Origin of the sequence: Streptomyces sp. NBC_00435 (assembly GCF_036014235.1) — a bacterium.
GTDB lineage: Bacteria > Actinomycetota > Actinomycetes > Streptomycetales > Streptomycetaceae > Streptomyces.
This window is the reverse complement of record NZ_CP107924.1, coordinates 5,695,192-5,713,465: the sequence shown is the minus strand read 5'-3', so window position 1 is coordinate 5,713,465 and position 18,274 is coordinate 5,695,192. Positions and strand designations below refer to the sequence as shown.

General features: G+C 72.2%; 18 protein-coding genes and 1 riboswitch. Of the genes, 11 read left to right on the top strand and 7 right to left on the bottom strand.

The window, feature by feature from the left end; genetic code table 11:
- Positions 1 to 121 precede the first annotated feature (121 nt).
- The 3 genes from OG389_RS26325 (at position 122) to OG389_RS26315 (ending at position 2,833) form a co-directional block, all read left to right on the top strand.
- A complete protein-coding gene (locus OG389_RS26325) occupies positions 122 to 1,504 on the top strand; it encodes an L-serine ammonia-lyase (protein WP_328300916.1) in 1,383 nt (460 codons plus the stop codon).
- A gap of 272 nt (positions 1,505 to 1,776) precedes the next feature.
- Positions 1,777 to 2,184 carry an SsgA family sporulation/cell division regulator gene (locus OG389_RS26320; RefSeq protein WP_328300915.1) on the top strand — a complete coding sequence of 136 codons (408 nt, stop codon included), beginning with the start codon at positions 1,777 to 1,779 and terminating at the stop codon, positions 2,182 to 2,184.
- A gap of 109 nt (positions 2,185 to 2,293) precedes the next feature.
- Positions 2,294 to 2,833: an AMIN-like domain-containing (lipo)protein gene (locus OG389_RS26315; protein ID WP_328300914.1), complete on the top strand. Its 540-nt coding sequence runs from the start codon at positions 2,294 to 2,296 to the stop codon at positions 2,831 to 2,833.
- Between the two features lie 77 nt (positions 2,834 to 2,910).
- Here OG389_RS26315 and OG389_RS26310 read toward each other — a convergent pair whose 3' ends face one another.
- Positions 2,911 to 4,089 carry a hypothetical protein gene (locus OG389_RS26310; RefSeq protein ID WP_328300913.1) on the bottom strand — a complete coding sequence of 393 codons (1,179 nt, stop codon included), beginning with the start codon at positions 4,087 to 4,089 and terminating at the stop codon, positions 2,911 to 2,913.
- Positions 4,090 to 4,280: 191 nt separating this feature from the next.
- On the opposite strand from OG389_RS26310, the gene OG389_RS26305 reads away from it, so the two are divergent.
- Entirely contained in the window at positions 4,281 to 7,217 is a 2,937-nt protein-coding gene (locus OG389_RS26305; protein ID WP_328300912.1) for an AfsR/SARP family transcriptional regulator, read from the top strand.
- Between the two features lie 11 nt (positions 7,218 to 7,228).
- Here the strand turns inward: OG389_RS26305 and OG389_RS26300 are convergent, their stop codons facing one another.
- Positions 7,229 to 7,969, bottom strand: a complete 741-nt coding sequence (locus OG389_RS26300) for a flavodoxin family protein (RefSeq protein ID WP_328300911.1) — start codon at positions 7,967 to 7,969, stop codon at positions 7,229 to 7,231.
- Positions 7,970 to 8,298: 329 nt separating this feature from the next.
- Positions 8,299 to 8,495, top strand: a riboswitch (cobalamin riboswitch).
- A 29-nt stretch (positions 8,496 to 8,524) separates the two neighbouring features.
- Here OG389_RS26300 and OG389_RS26295 point away from each other — a divergent pair.
- The 5 genes from OG389_RS26295 to OG389_RS26275 are packed head-to-tail and all read left to right on the top strand — an operon-like array spanning position 8,525 to position 11,725.
- Positions 8,525 to 9,229 carry an energy-coupling factor ABC transporter permease gene (locus OG389_RS26295; RefSeq protein ID WP_328300910.1) on the top strand — a complete coding sequence of 235 codons (705 nt, stop codon included), beginning with the start codon at positions 8,525 to 8,527 and terminating at the stop codon, positions 9,227 to 9,229.
- 5 nt (positions 9,230 to 9,234) lie between these two features.
- Positions 9,235 to 9,576: an energy-coupling factor ABC transporter substrate-binding protein gene (locus OG389_RS26290; protein WP_328304113.1), complete on the top strand. Its 342-nt coding sequence runs from the start codon at positions 9,235 to 9,237 to the stop codon at positions 9,574 to 9,576.
- A 3-nt stretch (positions 9,577 to 9,579) separates the two neighbouring features.
- The gene (cbiQ, locus tag OG389_RS26285; RefSeq protein ID WP_328300909.1) at positions 9,580 to 10,329 is read left to right on the top strand and encodes a cobalt ECF transporter T component CbiQ; all 750 of its coding nucleotides are present in this window, start codon (positions 9,580 to 9,582) and stop codon (positions 10,327 to 10,329) included.
- Entirely contained in the window at positions 10,326 to 11,147 is an 822-nt protein-coding gene (locus OG389_RS26280) for an energy-coupling factor ABC transporter ATP-binding protein (protein WP_328300908.1), read from the top strand. The genes cbiQ and OG389_RS26280 overlap by 4 nt, the downstream gene beginning before the upstream one ends.
- Before the next feature lie 23 nt (positions 11,148 to 11,170).
- Positions 11,171 to 11,725, top strand: coding sequence for a PadR family transcriptional regulator (locus tag OG389_RS26275; protein WP_328300906.1), 555 nt, complete (start codon positions 11,171 to 11,173; stop codon positions 11,723 to 11,725).
- Positions 11,726 to 11,773: 48 nt separating this feature from the next.
- Here the strand turns inward: OG389_RS26275 and OG389_RS26270 are convergent, their stop codons facing one another.
- Positions 11,774 to 11,986 carry an EF-hand domain-containing protein gene (locus OG389_RS26270; protein WP_328300905.1) on the bottom strand — a complete coding sequence of 71 codons (213 nt, stop codon included), beginning with the start codon at positions 11,984 to 11,986 and terminating at the stop codon, positions 11,774 to 11,776.
- Positions 11,987 to 12,240: 254 nt separating this feature from the next.
- Here OG389_RS26270 and OG389_RS26265 point away from each other — a divergent pair, with 254 nt between their 5' ends.
- Complete coding sequence (locus OG389_RS26265) at positions 12,241 to 13,035, top strand: tRNA-dependent cyclodipeptide synthase (protein ID WP_328300903.1); 795 nt, start codon at positions 12,241 to 12,243, stop codon at positions 13,033 to 13,035.
- A complete protein-coding gene (locus tag OG389_RS26260) occupies positions 13,016 to 14,254 on the top strand; it encodes a cytochrome P450 (protein ID WP_328300902.1) in 1,239 nt (412 codons plus the stop codon). Before OG389_RS26265 ends, OG389_RS26260 begins: the two co-directional genes overlap by 20 nt.
- Positions 14,255 to 14,353: 99 nt before the next feature.
- Here the strand turns inward: OG389_RS26260 and OG389_RS26255 are convergent, their stop codons facing one another.
- The 4 genes from OG389_RS26255 to OG389_RS26240 all read right to left on the bottom strand — a co-directional run bounded on the left by OG389_RS26255 (position 14,354) and on the right by OG389_RS26240 (position 18,229).
- Positions 14,354 to 15,541 carry a YncE family protein gene (locus tag OG389_RS26255; RefSeq protein ID WP_328300901.1) on the bottom strand — a complete coding sequence of 396 codons (1,188 nt, stop codon included), beginning with the start codon at positions 15,539 to 15,541 and terminating at the stop codon, positions 14,354 to 14,356.
- Positions 15,538 to 16,338, bottom strand: coding sequence for a polysaccharide deacetylase family protein (locus tag OG389_RS26250; RefSeq protein ID WP_328300900.1), 801 nt, complete (start codon positions 16,336 to 16,338; stop codon positions 15,538 to 15,540). Before OG389_RS26250 ends, OG389_RS26255 begins: the two co-directional genes overlap by 4 nt.
- A 370-nt stretch (positions 16,339 to 16,708) precedes the next feature.
- The gene (locus tag OG389_RS26245) at positions 16,709 to 17,212 is read right to left on the bottom strand and encodes an ATP-binding protein (protein ID WP_328300899.1); all 504 of its coding nucleotides are present in this window, start codon (positions 17,210 to 17,212) and stop codon (positions 16,709 to 16,711) included.
- Between the two features lie 249 nt (positions 17,213 to 17,461).
- Positions 17,462 to 18,229, bottom strand: a complete 768-nt coding sequence (locus OG389_RS26240) for an enoyl-CoA hydratase/isomerase family protein (RefSeq protein ID WP_328300898.1) — start codon at positions 18,227 to 18,229, stop codon at positions 17,462 to 17,464.
- Positions 18,230 to 18,274 lie beyond the last annotated feature (45 nt).

Genomic DNA, 18,274 nt, shown 5'->3' with positions numbered 1-18,274 from the left:
GACGCGTCCGGCAGCCGAGCTGTTCACCTCACCGCGTTAAGCTCGTCTGCCGGACAAAATCCGCAGATCCGCCCCTCCTGCCCCGCTTCCCACCCACGAGCAGACATAGGAGTCCGCAACCGTGGCCATCTCCGTCTTCGATCTCTTCTCGATCGGCATCGGTCCCTCCTCCTCCCACACCGTCGGACCGATGCGCGCCGCGCGCATGTTCGTGACCAGGCTCAAGAAGGACGGCGTCCTCGCCCAGACCGCCTCGGTGCGCGCCGAGCTCTTCGGCTCACTGGGCGCCACCGGCCACGGCCACGGCACCCCCAAGGCGGTCCTGCTGGGCCTGGAGGGCCACGCCCCCCGCACCGTGGACGTGGAGAACGCCGACGCCGAGGTCGAGCGCATCCGCAAGTCCGGCCGCCTGCGCCTGCTGGGCGCGGAGATAGGCGACGGCCACGAGATCCCCTTCGACGAGCCGAACCAGCTGATCCTGCACCGCCGGCGCTCCCTGCCGTACCACGCGAACGGCATGACGCTCTTCGCGTACGACGAGTCGGGCACCCCGCTCCTGGAGAAGACGTACTACTCGGTCGGCGGCGGGTTCGTCGTGGACGAGGACGCGGTCGGCGAGGACCGGATCAAGCTCGACGACACCGTGCTGAAGTACCCCTTCCGCAGCGGTGACGAGATGCTGCGCCTCGCGAACGAGACCGGCCTGTCGATCTCCTCGATGATGCTGGAGAACGAGAAGGCCTGGCGCACCGAGGACGAGATCCGCGAGGGCCTCCTGGAGATCTGGCGCGTCATGCAGGCCTGCGTCTCGCGCGGCATGTCCCGCGAGGGCATCCTCCCGGGCGGCCTGCGGGTCAAGCGCCGGGCCGCCTCCACGGCGCGCCAGCTGCGCACCGAGGGCGACCCGATGATGCACCGCAGCGAGTGGGCGACGATCTACGCGATGGCGGTCAACGAGGAGAACGCGGCCGGTGGCCGCGTCGTCACCGCCCCGACCAACGGCGCCGCGGGCGTCCTGCCGGCGGTCCTGCACTACTACATGAACTTCGTGCCGGGCGCCGACGAGGACGGCGTGGTCCGCTTCCTCCTCGCCGCGGGCGCGATCGGCATGCTCTTCAAGGAGAACGCCTCGATCTCCGGCGCCGAGGTCGGCTGCCAGGGCGAGGTCGGCTCGGCCTGCTCGATGGCGGCCGGCGCCCTCGCCGAGGTCCTGGGCGGCACCCCGGAGCAGGTCGAGAACGCGGCCGAGATCGGCATGGAGCACAACCTCGGCCTGACCTGCGACCCGGTCGGCGGCCTGGTCCAGATCCCGTGCATCGAGCGCAACGGCATGGCGGCGGTCAAGGCCGTCACCGCGGCCAAGATGGCGATGCGCGGCGACGGCAGCCACAAGGTCTCCCTCGACAAGGTCATCAAGACCATGAAGGAGACCGGCGCCGACATGAAGGTCAAGTACAAGGAGACCGCCCGCGGCGGCCTCGCGGTCAACGTCATCGAGTGCTGAGGCCCACCCGCTGAGCGCATGCGGGCCCCGGCGCCTGGCGTCGGGGCCCGCATCGTCCAGCGGGGTCTGCGGCGGCAACCCGCGGCCGTTCTTCCGCCGAGCCCGCCCTCCCCCGGAGGGCGGGCTCGGCCGCGTTCCGCGAAGTCGGGTCAAGTGACCCCGCCGGACGGGACCTTTGGCCGGCGGAGGCGTCCCGGGGGTGGGCTAACTTGCCCGAGTGGACGTGCCGCGCACGCATCGGCGAGGCCCCACCCCGAGAGAGAGGCGCCCGCATGACCGGCACCGAGCACCGCGTCCTCCCGCTCCGGCTGGAGGTCGCACCGGCCCCCATCCCGGTGCGGGGCGTCTTCGTGTACCGCACCGGGCGGCCCTACGAGATCTCCCTCGACTTCGAGGGCGCGGGCATGCACCTCGCACACTGGGTGTTCTCGCGGGAGCTGCTGCTCGACGGCCAGGTCTGCGCCACCGGCGAGGGCGACATACAGGTGTGGCCGCGCTGGAAGGGCACCGAGCCGCGGGTCTTCCTCGCGTTCAGCAACGGCGAGCAGTCGTGCGTCGTGTCCGCCCGGGCGAAGGACGTACGGGAGCTGTGCCGGCGGATGACCGAGATGGTGCCGCGGGGCCAGGAGCAGCGGCACTACGACCTCGACGCCGAGCTGAGCGCGCTCCTGCCGGGCTGAGTCCGCGGGGGCCGCGTGCGGCGGGCCGAATCCGGTGCAACCATCGACGTACCGGGAGCGTCTTCAGCGGTGACACCGGTCCCCGTCTCTCGAGAATCGAGGGGACGCCATGATCCGTCCACGCCGCCGGCAGGCCACCGCACTGGGGGCGGGCACACTGCTCGCCGCCGCACTCGCCTTCGCCGCACCGGCCTCCGCCGCCACGAACGCCCGGGCCACCGCCGCGCCCGCCACCCCCACCGCCGCCTCCGCCACCCCGCTCGTCGTCAATGCCCGCTGGGGCGGGCACTGCACGTACGACCGCGTGGTCGTCGACCTGCAGGGATACGTCCCCGCCGTCACCGTCACCCGCGTCCCGAAGCTGGTCTACGACGGGTCCGGCAAGCCCGTACCGCTGGCCGGCACGTACTTCCTGGAGATCCGCCTGCATCCCGCGGCCGGACACGACGACGCGGGCCACAACGTCTACGCCGGACCCAAGCTCCTCAAGATCTACCTGCCCAAGCTGAAGGGCATCGCCCTGACCGGCGACTACGAGGGGTACGTGACCCTCGGCGCCGCCTTCGACACGGCACCCTCCTTCACCTCGTCCACGCTGCACTCCCCCGAGCGGTTCGTTCTGGACATCGCGCACCCGAACGTCTGCTGAGCACGGCGGCGGGGCCCGGCGTCGCACGCGCCGGGCCCCGCCCCCGCCCCTCCTCCGTGCCCTGGCGGCCTACCGGCCTAGCCGGCCGGGCGGATCCGCATCTGGCCGGGGTCCCCGTTGCCGAACCAGTCCTGCGTGCACTCGTACCGGCCTGAGGCGGCGGCGCTCACCAGGCCCAGGCACGCGGCCATCGCCCGCTGGCCGTGGGCGTTGGGGTGCATGGACTCCTCCAGCGTGCCCTGCGTGTTCGTGTAGTCCAGGAACCGGAACCACTCGTGCTCACGCGGGTCGGGCCCGCCCTGGCCCACCTGCTCCGTGCCGAGCGAGCACACCTCGTGCCCGGCCAGCGCGTCCCGCAGGTCCATGAAGTCGGTGCCCTTGCCGACGGCCACCGACTTGACCATGGTGCCGATCTGCGGGACCAGCGTGTACGCCGCCCAGTCCGCGTCGCGGTCGTTGAAGGGACAGCCGTCCTCGAACATCCGGTCCGAGTCGTTCTGCGACAGCCGGAAGGACTCCCCGCCCGGGATCGGCGACGGGTAGGACTGCAGGACGAGGCGGTAGTCGCCGTCCGCGTACCCGGCCCCCCGCATGGCTGAGCGGATGTCGTCCACCACCGCCGCGACCTTGGCCTTCACCCCGGGCAGCTTCTGCTCCACGACCGGCGCCTGCTTCTTCCAGCACAGCCGCCTGAAGTACCAGTCGTACGCGCAGTCGCCGATGATCTGGCCGAAGCCGAGGTCGTTCCCGCCGATCGAGAGCGCGATGACCTTGACCCGCTTCGTCCTTGCGAGCGCCGCCAGCTGATCGGTCTGCGGGGCCTCGCCGTTGTACGGCTGCCCGCCCTTCGCGGCGCTGAGCACGTTGACGGTCTCGGCGCCGGAGCAGGCGAGGTTGATCCGCTGGTCGATGCCGGGCAGCGGAGCGGCCGCGATCTCCGAGACGTCGGAGCGGTGGCAGCCGCCGACCGCGCCGGTGGCGCCGTAGACCTTCGCCGGGTCGTACGTGGAACCGCCGGTCCAGGCCCGGTCGCTGCCGTTGCGGCTGCCGTCGTAGCGGTCGGTGTTGCCGAGCCAGCGGCCGGCCTCGCCGGAGATGAAGCTGTCGCCCATCGCCACGGCGACCGCCGGGCCGGAGGGCGGGGACGCGGCGGTGGCCTGGGCCGTGGCCTGGGCGGTGGCCTGGGGAACGGTGAGACCGGCCAGGCCGAGCACGGCGGCGGTCAGCAGCGCGGCGGTGCGCGTGCGGGATCGCATCGGGCATGTCCTCTCGGAGCGGTGGGCAGGGGCGCCGGGGCGCGGGCGCGGGGGTGCGCCCCGGCGCTCCCGGGCCGGAGCGGAATGTGTGGCACCCCTGCTCCGGCCGGGTGGGCAGACGTTACGATCGCGGCCCACCGGCCGCCCATCCGCCGGCCATCCGTCCTGCACGCGGTGTCAGGGAGTGCGTGGTGCCCCTCGTCTTCTCACTGCTCGGCCCCGTCACCATCACCCTGGACGGCGGCCGGCCCGCGCCCGGCGGACCGCGCGGCCGGCGGGTGCTGGCGGCACTGGCGCTGGAGGCGGGGCGGGTGGTCCCGGCCGCCGGGCTGGCGGCGGCGGTGTGGGACGACCAGCCGGCGACGTGGCACGAGCAACTGCAGAACGTGGCAGGGGTGTTGCGCCGCGCGGGCGTGCCGGTGGCGCGCACGGAGGCGGGATTCGTCCTGACTACGGACCCGGCGGGGCCGGCGGACGCGGCGGAGATAGACGTACGGGACTTCGCGCGCCTGCGGCGGGCCGCCGAGGTCTGCCAGGATCCGGGCACGGCCCGCCGACTCCTGGGCGGGGCACTGGAGCTGTGGCGGGGCCCGGTGGCCTTGGCAGGACTTCGCGGGCGGGTCTTCGAAGCCGCGTCGGCCCGGCTGGCCCAGGACCGGCTCGACTGCGTGGAGCGGGCGCTGACCGCGGACCTCGCGCTCGGCCGGCACGCCCTGGTGTGCGCGGAGCTGGCCGAGCTGTCGGCCGAACACCCCTCGCGGGAGCGGCTGGTGGAGCTCCACATGCTGGCCCTGCACCGCTCGGGGCGGCGCGGCGAAGCGCTCGCCGCGTATGCCGCGGCCCGGCGACGGCTGGTGGAGCAGGCGGGCCTGGACCCGGGCGCGGACCTGACCGCCCTGCAGGCGGCGATCCTCACCGACGCCCCCGCCCTGCGCCTCCCGCCGACGCCCCCGGCCGACCGCACCCGGACCGCGCACCCGCAGCGCCCCCGGCCGGGACAGGAGCACGCCCACCCCGCGGGGCCCGAGGGGGCCGGGGACGGATGGCGCCGGCCCGCTCAACTACCCGCAAGCCCAAGGGTGTTCGCCGGGCGGGACGGGGAGGTGGAGGCGCTGCGACACGGGCTGGCCGGGGGCGGCGCGCCGGTCTGCGTGGTCACCGGGGCGCCCGGGATCGGGAAGACGGCGCTCGCGGTACGGGTCGCGCACGGACTGCGCGGGGAGTTCCCGGACGGGCAGCTGTACGTGGACCTGCGCGGCGCCGACCCGGCCGGCGCGGCGGATCCGGCCGAGGTGCTGGCCGGGTTCCTGCGCGCCCTCGGCGTCGACGGTCCGGCGGTTCCCGCCGATCCGGACGAGCGCGCGGCCCTGTACCGGAGCCTGCTGGCGGACCGGCGCGTGCTGGTGGTGCTCGACAACGCGGCGGGAGCCGGGCAGGTGCGCCCCCTGCTGCCGGGGGCGGGCGGTTCGGGCGTGCTGGTCACCAGCAGGTACCGGCTCGGCGGGCTGGACCGGCGGGTCGCCCTCGCACTCCCCCTCCTCGACGAGCCGGCCGCCCTCGCCCTCCTCTCACTGGCCGCCGGCCCCGAACGGATCACCGCCGACGCGGAGGCGGCCCGTGCGCTGGTGCGGCTGTGCGGGCGGCTGCCGCTCGCGCTGCGCATCGTCGGCGCCGAACTGGCCGCGCTCCCCCACCGGGGGCCGGCCCACCTGGTGGAGCGGCTGGAGGACGAGCGGGCCCGGCTGGACGTGCTCGACGGGGTGCGGGCCGGGCTGCGGCTCAGCTACCGCGCGCTCCCGCCCGACGCGCGGGCACTCCTGCGCGGACTCGCGCTGCTCGACGCCCCCGATTGCGCGGCCTGGACCGCGGCGGCGGTCCTGGACCGGCCCCTGCCCGCCGCCGAGGAGGCGCTCGACGCCCTGACGGCGGCCCACCTGCTGGAGGCGTCCGGACCCGACGCCACCGGCCGGGCGCGCTACCGCATGCACGACCTGGTCCGCGCCTTCGGCCGGGAGCTCGCCCGCCACGACGGACCGGTGCTGCCCCGGGTCCTCGCCTGCTGGGTGGCGCTCGTGCGGGAGGGTCGGCGGGCCCACCAGGGCCTGGACTACCCCGGGCTGGGCGGCCGCACGGCTGCCCGGGTGCCCGATCCGGCGCTGCTCGCCGGTCCGCGCGCCGATCCGGTGCGCTGGCTCGGCGCGGAGCGGGACGCGCTGGTCGCCACCGTACGGCAGGCCGCGCGGGTGGACCCGTACGCCTGCTGGGAGCTCGCGGCGAGCGGCGAGTACCTCTTCGACATCCGCAGCGACCTGGCCGGCTGGCAGGCCGTCCAGGAGGCGGGGCTCGCGGCGGCCCGCGCGGCGGGCGACCGCACGGGCGAGGCGGTGCTGCTGGTCGGGCTGGGCCGCCTGCGGACCTGCCGCGAGGAGTGGGGCCGGGCCCGGGCGATGCTCGGCGCGGGCGAGGCACTGTTCGAGGAGTTGGGGGACGCCCACGGGGCGGCGTACGCGGGCTGGCTGCTCTCCTACCTCGACCGGATCCAGGGCCGGCTCGACGAGGCGGCCCTGCGCTGCCGGCGGATCGCGCCCGTCTTCGAGGCGGCCGGGGACCGGTACGGCCAGGCGCACGCGCTGCGCGGCATCGGACAGGTACTGCTCGCGCGCGGCGAGCCGGGGCGCGCCCTGGAGGTGCTGCGCGAGGCCCTGGCCGTCGCGGTATTGGGCGGCGCGACCTGGCCCCGGATGTGCGTGCTGCGCTGGGTCGCCGACGCGCAGCGGCTGCTGGGCCGGCTGGACGAGGCGGAGGCGGGGTTCGGGGAGGTCCTGGCCTTCACCCTCGGCTCCGGCGACCTGGCCGGGCAGAGCGCGGCCCGGATCGGGCTCGGCAGGATCGCCCAGGACCGCGGGGACACGGCGGGGGCCCTGCGCCACCTGCGCGAGGCCGACGAGCTGGGCCGCCGGTCGGGGCAGAGTCTGGTGCGGGCGCTGGCGGTGCCCCCGCTGGCCCGCGCGCTGCTGGCGCCGGCGGCCCGGGCGGTGCTTGAGGAGACCCTGTCGAGCTGCCGCAGGATGAACGCGCGGCCGCTGCTGGCGCAGCTGGAGTCGGCGCTGGCCGACGTGCCGGTGTAGCGGGGGCGTCCCTACCGGTGCTCGGGGTTCGGGAAGTCGAAGCGGCAGCCCGCGTCCCACAGCGAGCGCTGGTTGCCGTGGGCCGGCATCCCGCCGTTCCGCTTGAGCAGGGCCGCGAGGTGCATGAGGTTCCAGCTCATGAAGGCCGTGTTCCGGTTGGTGAAGTCGTTCTCGGGGCCGCCGGATCCGGGGTCCAGGTACGAGGGCCCCGGCCCGGCCTCGCCGATCCAGCCGGCGTCGGCCTGCGGTGGGATCGCGTAGCCGAGGTGCTGGAGGCTGTAGAGGACGTTCATGGCGCAGTGCTTGACGCCGTCCTCGTTGCCGGTGATCAGGGCCCCGCCCACGCGCCCGTAGTAGGCGTACTGGCCCCGCTCGTTCAGGATCGAGGAGCAGGCGTAGAGCCGCTCGATGACCTGCTTCATCACCGAGCTGTTGTCCCCGAGCCAGATGGGTCCGCACAGCACGAGGATGTCGGCGTCCATGATCTGGCTGTAGAGGACCGGCCACTGGTCGCTCTCCCAGCCGTGGTCGGTCATGTCGGGCCAGACCCCGGTGGCGATGTCGTGGTCGACGGCCCGGATGAGCGAGGTCCGCACCCCGGCGGCCTCCATCACCGTGCGGCTCCTGCCGATCAGGCCCTCGGTGTTGCTGGGCTCGGGTGATCGTTTGAGCGTGCAGTTGACGTAGACGGCGGTCAGGTCGGAGTAGTCGTACGGGTTCGCGGTACCGGGGGTACTGGTGTCGGCGGTCACGCCACCACCCTCCGTGTCGCCGGGCCGGGCCGCCACCGGGCCGCGCCCGTCCGGGCCAGGCGAGCGGATCGGCCTCGCGGGGGTCGAGGACGACCGGCGCGCTCCCGGGGGGGTGGTCGGTGCGGCCGCCCGGACCGGATCGTCGGTACGGAACAGCGCGGTGACGCGGGGCAGCCAGTCCTCGACGGTGAGGGACCCGCGGAACTCCCTTTTCAGGTGCGGCCATTGAGGCAGACGGCAGCGGATCGGACACGTGGAGTGACATTCAAACGGAATCCGGCCACCGGTCGGCGCGATCGGGGCGGGTTGGTACCGGTCCGTACGGCCGACTAGGGTCAGCGGGCCTTGGTGTTCGGGAAACCGGTGGGAAACCGGTGCGGCCCTCGCCACTGTGATCGGGAAGGTCCGGCTCCACTCCTGCGGGAAAGCCACTGGGCCGCGCGGGCGTCCCCGTGCCGCCCGGGAAGGCGGAGCCGGGACATCAGCACCCGTGAGCCAGGAGACCGGCCGGGGCGCGTTGTCCATCCACGAGGTGCTGGAGAGGTCTCCCCACTCATGCATATAGCCGAGGGGTTCCTACCCCCTTTGCACGCGGTCGCCTGGGGCGCCGCGTCCGCCCCCTTCGTCGTCCACGGTGTCCGCTCGCTGACCCGCGAGGTGAAGGCCAACCCGGAGAGCACCCTGCTGCTCGGCGCGGCCGGAGCATTCACCTTCGTCCTGTCCGCGCTGAAGATCCCGTCGGTGACGGGCAGTTGCTCGCACCCCACCGGTACCGGGCTCGGGGCGATCCTGTTCCGGCCGCCGATCATGGCGGTGCTCGGCACGATCACCCTGCTCTTCCAGGCCCTGCTGCTGGCCCACGGCGGGCTCACCACCCTCGGCGCGAACGTCTTCTCGATGGCGATCGCCGGCCCCTGGGCCGGGTACGCCGTCTACCGGCTGCTGCGCGCGTTCGACCTCCCGCTGATGGTGACCGTCTTCTTCGGCGCCTTCTTCGCGGACCTGGTCACCTACTGCGTCACCAGCGTGCAGCTCGCGCTGGCCTTCCCGGACCCGGCCACCGGATTCCTGGGCTCGCTCGCGAAGTTCGGAGGGATCTTCGCGGTCACGCAGATCCCGCTGGCCGTGAGCGAGGGGCTGCTGACCGTGCTGGTGATGCGCCTGCTGATGCAGGCCAGCAAGTCGGACCTGGTCCGGCTCGGGGTCGCGAGGCTGACGCCCGCCCGCCCCGAGGAGACCGGAGTGGAGGCGGCCCGATGAGCGGGATGTCCCGGAACACGAGGATCAACGGCCTGCTGCTGCTCCTGGTGGCGGCGCTGGCCGTACTCCCGATCGCACTGGGGATGGGCGAGGGCAAGGAGGAGCCCTTCGCGGGCGCCGACGCGCAGGCGGAGTCGGCGATCACCGAGATCGAGCCGGGCTACGAGCCGTGGTTCTCGCCGCTGTACGAACCCCCCTCCGGAGAGGTGGAGTCCGCGCTGTTCGCGTTGCAGGCGGCGCTCGGCGCGGGCGTGCTCGCGTACTACTTCGGCGTCCGCAGGGGACGCCGCCAGGGCGCCGCCGCTGCGGCCTCCGCCACCCCGGCAGCCGACTCCCCGGAGGCGTGAGCGGTGCTGCCGATCGACGTGGCGGCGCACGGCAGCCGCTGGCGCGGCCGTCACCCGCTGGAGAAGGCCCTGCTCGGGATCGGGCTGACGGTCACCGCCGTCTGCCTGCCGCCCTGGCCGGGCGGGCCGCTCGTGGCCGCCGCCACCCTCGCCGTACTGCTCGGCCCGGCGGGGGTGGCCGGGCGGCAGCTGTGGCGGGCCTTCCGGCTCCCGCTCGGCTTCTGCCTCACCGGGGCGCTGCCGCTGCTGTTCGCGGTCGGCGGCCCGGCGGGTCCGCTCTCCCTGGCCGCCGACGGCCCCCGGCACGCCGCCGAACTGCTCCTGCGGACCTCGGCGGCCTCGCTCGGGCTGCTGCTGTTCGCCTTCACCACCCCGGTCTCCGACGTGCTGCCCCGGCTGGTCCGGGCCGGGGTGCCGGCCCCGGTGGTGGACGTGGCCCTGGTCATGTACCGGATCGGCTTCCTCCTCCTCGACTCCACGGCCCGGGTCCGCCGGGCCCAGGCGGCCCGCCTGGGGCACACCGGGCGGGCCGCGGTGTGGCGTTCCGCGGCGGGGCTCGCCGCGACCTCCTTCGTACGGGCCTTCGACCGGGCGGCCAGGCTCCAGGCGGGGCTGGCGGGCCGCGGCTACGACGGCGCGCTGCGGGTGCTCGTACCGGAGACGGCCCTGTCGTGGCGGTTCCTGGCGGCCGCGGGGGCCCTGCTGGCGGCCCTGATCACCCTGACCCTCACTCTGAAGGGGCTCTACCTGTGAACCCGTTGGTGGAACTGGCCGGGGCGGGCTACGCCTACGAGGACGGCCCGGCAGTCCTTTCCGGCGTCGACTTCGCCATCGCGCCGGGCCGGGCGCTGGCCCTGCTGGGCCGCAACGGCAGCGGCAAGACCACGCTGATGCGACTGCTCAGCGGCGGCCTGCGGCCCGGGTCGGGCGTGCTGCGGCTCGACGGCGCGGAGGTCTCGTACGGCCGCGCCGGGCTGACCCGGCTGCGCACTGCCGTGCAGCTGGTGGTGCAGGACCCCGACGACCAGCTCTTCGCCGCCTCGGTCGAACAGGACGTGTCGTTCGGCCCGATGAACCTCGGCCTCCCCGGCGAGGAGGTCCGCTCCCGGGTCGATTCGGCGCTGACCGCCCTGGACATCGCCGCGCTCCGGGACCGCCCCACCCATCTGCTGTCCTACGGCCAGCGCAAGCGCGCGGCGATCGCGGGGGCGGTGGCGATGGCGCCGCGCGTGCTGATCCTGGACGAGCCGACGGCCGGACTCGACCCGGACGGCCAGGAGCGGCTGCTGGACGTCCTCGCGGGCCTGCGGGCCTCCGGCACGACGGTGGTGATGGCCACGCACGACGTGGACCTGGCGGTCCGCTGGGCCGACGACGCGGCGGTCCTGACCCCGTCGGGCATCCGCTTCGGCGCGGCCTCCGCACTCCTCGCGGACCCGGACCTGCTCGCCTCGGCGGGCCTGCGCGCGGCCTGGTCCCCGGCGGTGACGGCCCTGCTGCGCGCACACGGCCTGCTGGCGGCGGACGCTCCCGGGCCCCGCGATCCGCAGGCGCTGGCCGCCTGGCGGTAGGCCCGCAAACCTAGGATGGCCGCATGTCGCTGCCGCACGCCATCCTCACCGCCCTGCTCGAAAAGCCCTCGTCGGGGTTGGAGCTGACCCGGCGGTTCGACAAGTCGATCGGGTACTTCTGGTCCGCGACGCACCAGCAGATCTACCGGGAGCTCGGCCGTCTGGAGGACGCCGGGCTGATCCGGGCGCTGCCCAGCAAGGTGCCCGTACGGGGTCGGAAGAAGGAGTACGAGGTGCTGCCCGCCGGGAGCGGCGAGCTGGCCCGGTGGGTCGGGGAGAGCCAGGATCCGAAGCCTGTACGGGATCCCCTGCTGCTGCGGATCCGGGCTGCCGCGGTGGTCGGGCCCGGGGACCTGGCCGCGGAGCTGCGGCGCCACCTGGAGCTGCACCGCGCCCAGCTGGCGGTGTACGAGGGCATCGAGGAGAAGGACTTCCCGGCCGGCCGGGACGCGGCGCAGGACCGGTTGCGGCGTGTCGTGCTGCACGCGGGCACCGGGCTGGAGACCTTCTGGCTGCGCTGGCTGGAGGAGGCCCTCGCCGAGGTGGAGGGCATGATCGGGCCGCGGCCGGGGGCCTGACGCGCACGCCCCGGCCCGGCAGGCGGGCCAGGGGGCGGCGCGGGGGGCTTACTTGTTCAGGGAGGCCCAGAACTCGTCGAAGCTGAGCAGCTTGTCGCCGTTGGCGTCCTTGGCGGCGATCACGGCGTCCGCGACCGCGCCGGTGACGTACGCGTCACCCATCGCCTTCATGGCGGCGCTGTACTCGTCGGCCGTGACGAAGCCGTCGCCGTCCGCGTCGAACCTGCCGAACGTCGCCCGTGCGCTCTCGATGTCCGCCACTGGGTCCACCCCTTCTTGGTGCTTGTTGACCGGCTCAGGGTAGCGGCCTTCGGGGGCCGCCCCTCCCGCGGGTCCCGTTCGAGCGGCAGATAGAAATTCAATTACCCTTCCGTAGTGCGGAAGCGATAATTCCAGCCAACAATTCAAGCCCCCACTTGTCACCCTCCGGGGCCACGGCATAACGTAGCGACATTGCCGCCACACCGGGAGCGCAGGGCTCCCAGGGACAAGCGGCAACAAGGGCGATCACACAGGTGACGATCACAGCTGACGCATCATTCGAAGTTCTGCCCTTCACCCGCACTTGCCGCCACATCTGGGAAGACGGCGACCATGTGCTCATCGGAGTGAGTCCTGGAAACAGCTACTTCAGCTCCGAGCGCATCTCAAGCCTCGCCCGATGGGCTACGACCCGCTTCGCGCAGGTCGACTTCGTCTACGCAGACCTCCACGTGGACCGGATGTTCGCCGCCTTCGGCTACACCCAGGAACATGCGGAGAAGCGTGCCACGAAGGAAATCAAGGCGGTCCGGCGACGGATTCTCAAGGGCGTGGAGGAATCAGGGCCTCCGCACGCCGAGATCCGAGTGAGGGCACTTTCGGAATTCCAGACGAACCCCGTCTACCAACTTCTGCACAGGCGCGTACTCCATTTCCTGGAGACCGATGACGAATTCCGCAAGGGCTGCGAGGAAATGGCCTTGCACTTTGTCGGCTCCAAGTTGCCGGAGGGTGAATCCATCACCGACGCACAGTTGCAGGCGTGTTTCGATTACATGGCGGCGGAGCTGCCGTTCTTCGTGGACACCCCGAGCATTCTCGACGTGCCGTCCTCCGTGGCGGCCTACCACGTCAAGATGCCGATGACCGATGTCCTCTTCGCGCGCGGTGGGGGACTGCGCGCGACCAGGAACCAGGCCTATGCCGTCGTAAGGCCCGAGGTGGCCGAAATGACTCAGAGCGAACCGAACCACCCGAACGTGAACGTGAACACGCACACGAACACCGCACCAATCGAAGGGACCGTCGATGAGCGTCGAGCAGCTTGAGGGAACCGGGCGGACCGATGAGGCCCTCCTCGACTTCCCGCTCTCGCGGCGCGGTGACGTGCTCCCCGAGGAGTGCACCTGGCTGCGCGAGAAGGCGCCGGTCGCGAAGGTCCGTACCCTCACCGGGGACCCGGCCTGGCTGGTGAGCAGCTACGCGCTGGCCAAGCAGGTGCTGGAGGACGAGCGCTTCAGCCTCAAGGACACGGCGAACGCCGGGGTCCCCCGCCAGTACGCGCTGACGATCCCGCCCGAAGTCGTCAACAACATGGGCAACATCAACAGCGCCGGACTGCGCAACGCGGTCATGAAGGCGCTCAACCCGCGCCAGAAGGGTCTGCAGGACTGGCTGCGCGCGAAGGCCGGCGAGCTCATCGACCAGCTCCTGGCCGAGGGCGGGCCCGCGGACCTGCGGGCCGCCTTCGCCGATCCCTTCTCGGCGGCCATGCACTGCCAGGTGCTGGGCGTGCCGTTCGAGGACTGGCGGCGGCTGATGTCGGGGCTGGACGTCGCGTTCATGACCGCGCGCGAGCCGTTCGCCGACTCGGCGCTCAACTGGTACAAGGACGTCGGTTACTTCGAGGGACAGCTGAAGGCGCAGCTCGCGCTCCCCGCCGAGGAGCGTACGGGGCTCCTCGGCAAGTTCGCCGAGCTGAAGGAGGCGGACCCGGAGTCGGCGCACCTGACCGACGACATGTTCGCCACCGTCGCCGTGTCGCTGTTCGGCGCCGGCGCGGTCTCCACGTCCGCGTTCCTGACCCTCGCGGTCCTGGCGCTGCTGCAGAAGCCCGAGCTCATCGGGTACCTGCGGGAGCACCCGGAGCGCATGGGCAAGGCCGTGGACGAACTGCTGCGCTGGAACCTGTCCGTCGGTGACGGACTGCCGCGCATCGCGATGGCGGACATCCAGGTCGGGGACGTGCTGGTCAGGGAGGGCGAGCTTGTTCTCGTCCTGCTGGAGGGCGCCAACTTCGACCCGGAGGCCTTCGAGCACCCCGACGAGCTGGACCTGGAGCGCGAGGGCTCAAACGCCAACCTCGCCTTCGGCGCCGGCCGGCACTTCTGCCCGGCTTCCGCGCTGGGCCGGGCCCACGCCGAGATCGCGCTGGAGGTGCTGGTCGAGCGGCTGCCCGGGCTGCGCCTCGCGGTGCCGGCGGAGAATCTCGTCTGGCGGACCGGCTTCATCAAGCGGCTTCCGGAGCGGTTGCCCGTCGCCTGGTGAGGACTGGTGAGGACTGACGCGTGAGAGTGCCCCGGGAGCTGTGCGGGCTCCCGGGGCACCTTCACGTCTGCACGCCCTCACATCCGCACGTCTTCACCCCTACCGGAAGATGCCGGTGTGGCCGAGCGAGTAGCGGCCGGGCTGCGGGTAGACGGCGAGGCCGTGCGGGCCGCCGCCCACCGCGACCTTGGCGATCTGCTTGCCGGTGACGGTGTCGATCGCGTAGACCTCGGAGTTGTAGCGGCCCGAGAGCCACAGGACCTTGCCGTCGGCGGAGACGCCGCCCATGTCGGGGCTGCCGCCTTCGGGCAGCTCCCACTTCTTCGTCAGTTTGTTCTCCGTGAAGTCGTAGACGGAGACGGACCCTTCGCCCCGGTTGGAGATGTACATCTCCTTGGAGTCACGGCTGACGTACAGGCCGTGGCAGCCCTTGCCGGTCGGCAGCAGCTTGGGGGTGTCGAACTTGTCGCCGCTGAGCACCCACATGCCGTGCGCCATCATGTCCGCGACGTAGAAGGTCTTTCCGTCCGGCGAGACCTTGACGTCCTGCGGCATCGCGCCCTCGAACGGCAGTTTCTGCTGGCCGACGACCTCCATCCGCTCAGTGTCCACCTTGAGCAGTTCACCGGAGAACTCGCAGCTCACGATGAAGTAGCGGCCGTCGGCGGAGAAGTCCGCGTGATTGACCCCGAAACAGGTCACGGGGACGGTTTTCACGCGCTCCATGGTGTGCGGATCACGGAAGACGAGTTCCTTGTCCATCGACGCCATGACCACCGCGTACTTGCCGTTGGGCGTGAAGTACAGGTTGTAGGGGTCGTGCACCTCGACGGGCTTGCCGGCCTCGCCGGTGGCCGGGTTGATCGGGGTGAGCGTGTGGCCCCGGTTGTTGTTGACCCAGAGGGTCTTCATGTCCCAGGAGGGGACCACGTGCTGGGGCTGGACGCCGACGGGGATGGTGTCGATGACCTTGTACGTCACCGGGTCGATGACGGACACCGTGTTGGAGTTGGTGTTCGGCACGTAGACCCGGGACGGGAAGTCCTTGACCACCGGGGAGAGTTTGTTGGGCCGGTCCGCGGCGTACACGTCGTTCGGATCGAGGAGCGGCGGCATTCCGGCCAGGCCCGGCGGCGCGGCCGGTACGGCCTTGGCGGGCACGGCGGGCCCCTTCGTGCCGAGTGCCTCGGCGGGTCCCTTGTCGGCCGCTCCGCAGCCGGTCAGGGCGGCGAGGACCAGACCGGCCAGCAGCACGGTGGCCTTCCGGGGAAGGCGGGTGGTCGTCATGGGGTCAGCAGCTCCGTGGTGGTCACCGCGCGCAGCTTGCGGCGCGCGAGTTCTTCGAGGAGGGGTGGCATCGCGTCGACCGTGTCCGCGTAGCCGAAGTGCAGGCTCACCACCGATCCGCCTTGGATCGTGCCGATGACGGTGCGGACGACGGTCGCGGCACCGGGCGAGGTGAAGTCGAGGGAGTCCACGTCGTACGAGAGGACGTGCGGGTAGCCGGCCCGCTGGGCGAGTTTTCGCACCAGCGGGGTGGCGTACTGGGTCTGGGACGGGCGGAACCAGGTGCCGATGGAGCCGGTGAGCCGCTTGAGCCGGTCGGCGCAGCCGGTGATCTCCGCGTACGCCTGCGCCTCGGGCATGGTGTTGATCGCGAGGTGGCGCTGGGTGTGGTTGCCGAGCTCGTGCCCGCCGTCCAGGACCCGGCGGGCCATGTCCGGGTGGGCGTCGAGCCAGGCGCCGATGGCCAGGACGGTGACCCGCGCGCCCGCGCGCTCCGCCTCGGCGAGGACCGCCCTGGCGATGGCGGGGTCGCCGTTGCCGTGGAAGGTGAGCGCGACGGCGGGGCGGTCGCGCGGGCCGTTCCCGATCTCCACGGGCTGCCCCGCGAACCGGCGCGGGGCGGGGGCCGCCTTGGCCGGGGCCGCCGGCCTGTCCGGGGCCGCCTTCGCGGGTCGCGCGGCGGACGCGGACGGAGCGGGGACGGTGGGGGCATCCGTGCCGCAGGCGGCGGCGAGGGCGCCGGCGGCGACCGCCGCACCGGCACGAAGAGCGGATCGGCGGTCCGGGTAGCAGAGCACTCGCCCATTTAAGGGGTGGATGCCCGTGTAGGTATTGATTGACCCAATTCGGGACCTTCGACCAATCCGGTCGCACGGGGCACCCGTCCACTATGTGATCAACGATTCACTCACAGCGGTTGATACTTATGCACTAATTGCGAGGCCAGTGGTCCATCTCACCTAAGATTTAGGTGGAAAGTCTTAGGATATGCACACTTATGTCCAACTTAGGACTTTTGGCATTTGATCCCTCGTCTGCCATAGTCGGAACCACGGCTTCCCGTTGACCCGAGCGAAGTCCCTGCCGAGGATCACACCCCCTTCGATCCTCGGCACACCCATGAAACCCCCGTAGCGCCCCACAACGGCGACAGGGGGTTTCTGCGTTTCAGCGGTCCGCCACCCGCATCTCGAACCAGGTGATCTTCCCGCGCGGCAGCAGGTCCGCGCCCCAGCGGTCCGAGAGCTTGTCGACGAGGAACAGCCCCCGCCCGGTGGTGTCCATCTCGTGGACCGGCATCAGGCAGGGCAGCCCGCGCGAGGGGTCACGCACCTCGACCCGGATCCAGCCGCGCCGCCTGAGCATCCGTAAACCGAAGGATCGGGCACCGGTGTGGCGGACGGCGTTGCCGACGAGCTCCGAGACCAGCAGCACCGTGTGCTCGGCGATCTGCGGCGACAGTCCCCAGAGGCGTACGATCACGCACTGGGTGAGCCGGCGGGCAGTGCTCGCCGACTCCGGCATGGACGGCAGCGTCACTTCCGCCTCGGCCGGGTTCCCGTACAACTCCAGCGCCTTGAGGCCCTGTTCGTCCTCAAGGGCCGCCGTGAGCCGTACGGCGGAAGCGCTGCTGCGCTGCCGCGGCTGTTCCACACCCTCCAGACCCGCCATGCACCCATCATGGAGGGCCCGTACGGCGGTCCGGGGCGTTCCGCAGGAAAAGACCCCTCGGAATCATTCCCTCCGAGGGGCCTTCCTGGCATATGCGAATGGCAATCCGGAGGCCGTCGCACCGGCCCTGACCTGCGGTGACGCACGGCTAGGCGCTGATTACCCTCAGTGGATCAACGTTTCGCCTTAAGGTTCCCTTAAGGCCTGGCTAATCCACCCACAGGGAGGACCGGCCACAGGACCGACCGTCTACAGGAACTTGGCCTTGCCCGGCCCCTCCTCGACGAAGCTGCGCATCCCGCGCTCGCGGTCCTCGGTGGCGAACAGGCCCGCGAACCAGCCCCGTTCGATGGTCAGACCGGTGTCGATGTCGGCCTCCAGCCCCGCATCCACGCACTCCTTGGCGGCGCGCAGCGCGAGGGCCGGGCCCTGCGCCAGCTTCGCGGCCCAGGCGTGCGCCTGCTCGTACACCTCCGCCGCCGGTACGACCCGGTCCACGAGGCCGAGGGCCAGCGCCTCGTCGGCCTTGACCATGCGGCCGGTGAAGATGAGGTCCTTGGCCTTGGAGGGGCCGATCAGCCGGGACAGCCGCTGGGTGCCGCCCGCGCCGGGGATCAGACCCAGCAGGATCTCGGGCTGGCCGAGCTTGGCGTTGTCGGCGGCGATCCGGTAGTCCGCGCACAGTGCCAGCTCGCAGCCGCCGCCCAGGGCGTAGCCGGTGACGGCCGCGACGACGGGCTTGGGGATCCGGGCCACCGCCGTGAAGGCGTCCTGCAGTCCGCGCGACCGGGCCACCATGGCCGCGTGGTCCATGGTCTGCATCTCCTTGATGTCCGCGCCGGCCGCGAACACCTTCTCGCCACCGTAGATGACGACCGTACGGACATCGGCCCGGTCGGTCGCCTCCACCGCGAGCTCGCGCAGCCGGTCCTGGGTGGCGATGTCCAGGGCGTTCATGGGCGGCCGGTCCAGGCGGATGACGCCGACGCCTTCGGAGACTTCGAGAGAGATGGTCATACGGGGAAGGTTAGCGCCGGTTAACGGCGGATGGCCCGGTGCTGT

Coding starts and splice junctions, on each gene's coding strand:
- OG389_RS26320 (WP_328300915.1), top strand. CDS start 1,777: ATGACCGGCACCGAGCACCGCGTCCTCCCGCTCCGGCTGGAGGTCGCA.
- OG389_RS26315 (WP_328300914.1), top strand. CDS start 2,294: ATGATCCGTCCACGCCGCCGGCAGGCCACCGCACTGGGGGCGGGCACA.
- OG389_RS26310 (WP_328300913.1), bottom strand. CDS start 4,089: ATGCGATCCCGCACGCGCACCGCCGCGCTGCTGACCGCCGCCGTGCTC.
- OG389_RS26295 (WP_328300910.1), top strand. CDS start 8,525: ATGCATATAGCCGAGGGGTTCCTACCCCCTTTGCACGCGGTCGCCTGG.
- OG389_RS26290 (WP_328304113.1), top strand. CDS start 9,235: ATGTCCCGGAACACGAGGATCAACGGCCTGCTGCTGCTCCTGGTGGCG.
- OG389_RS26275 (WP_328300906.1), top strand. CDS start 11,171: ATGTCGCTGCCGCACGCCATCCTCACCGCCCTGCTCGAAAAGCCCTCG.
- OG389_RS26260 (WP_328300902.1), top strand. CDS start 13,016: ATGAGCGTCGAGCAGCTTGAGGGAACCGGGCGGACCGATGAGGCCCTC.
- OG389_RS26255 (WP_328300901.1), bottom strand. CDS start 15,541: ATGACGACCACCCGCCTTCCCCGGAAGGCCACCGTGCTGCTGGCCGGT.
- OG389_RS26245 (WP_328300899.1), bottom strand. CDS start 17,212: ATGGCGGGTCTGGAGGGTGTGGAACAGCCGCGGCAGCGCAGCAGCGCT.
- OG389_RS26240 (WP_328300898.1), bottom strand. CDS start 18,229: ATGACCATCTCTCTCGAAGTCTCCGAAGGCGTCGGCGTCATCCGCCTG.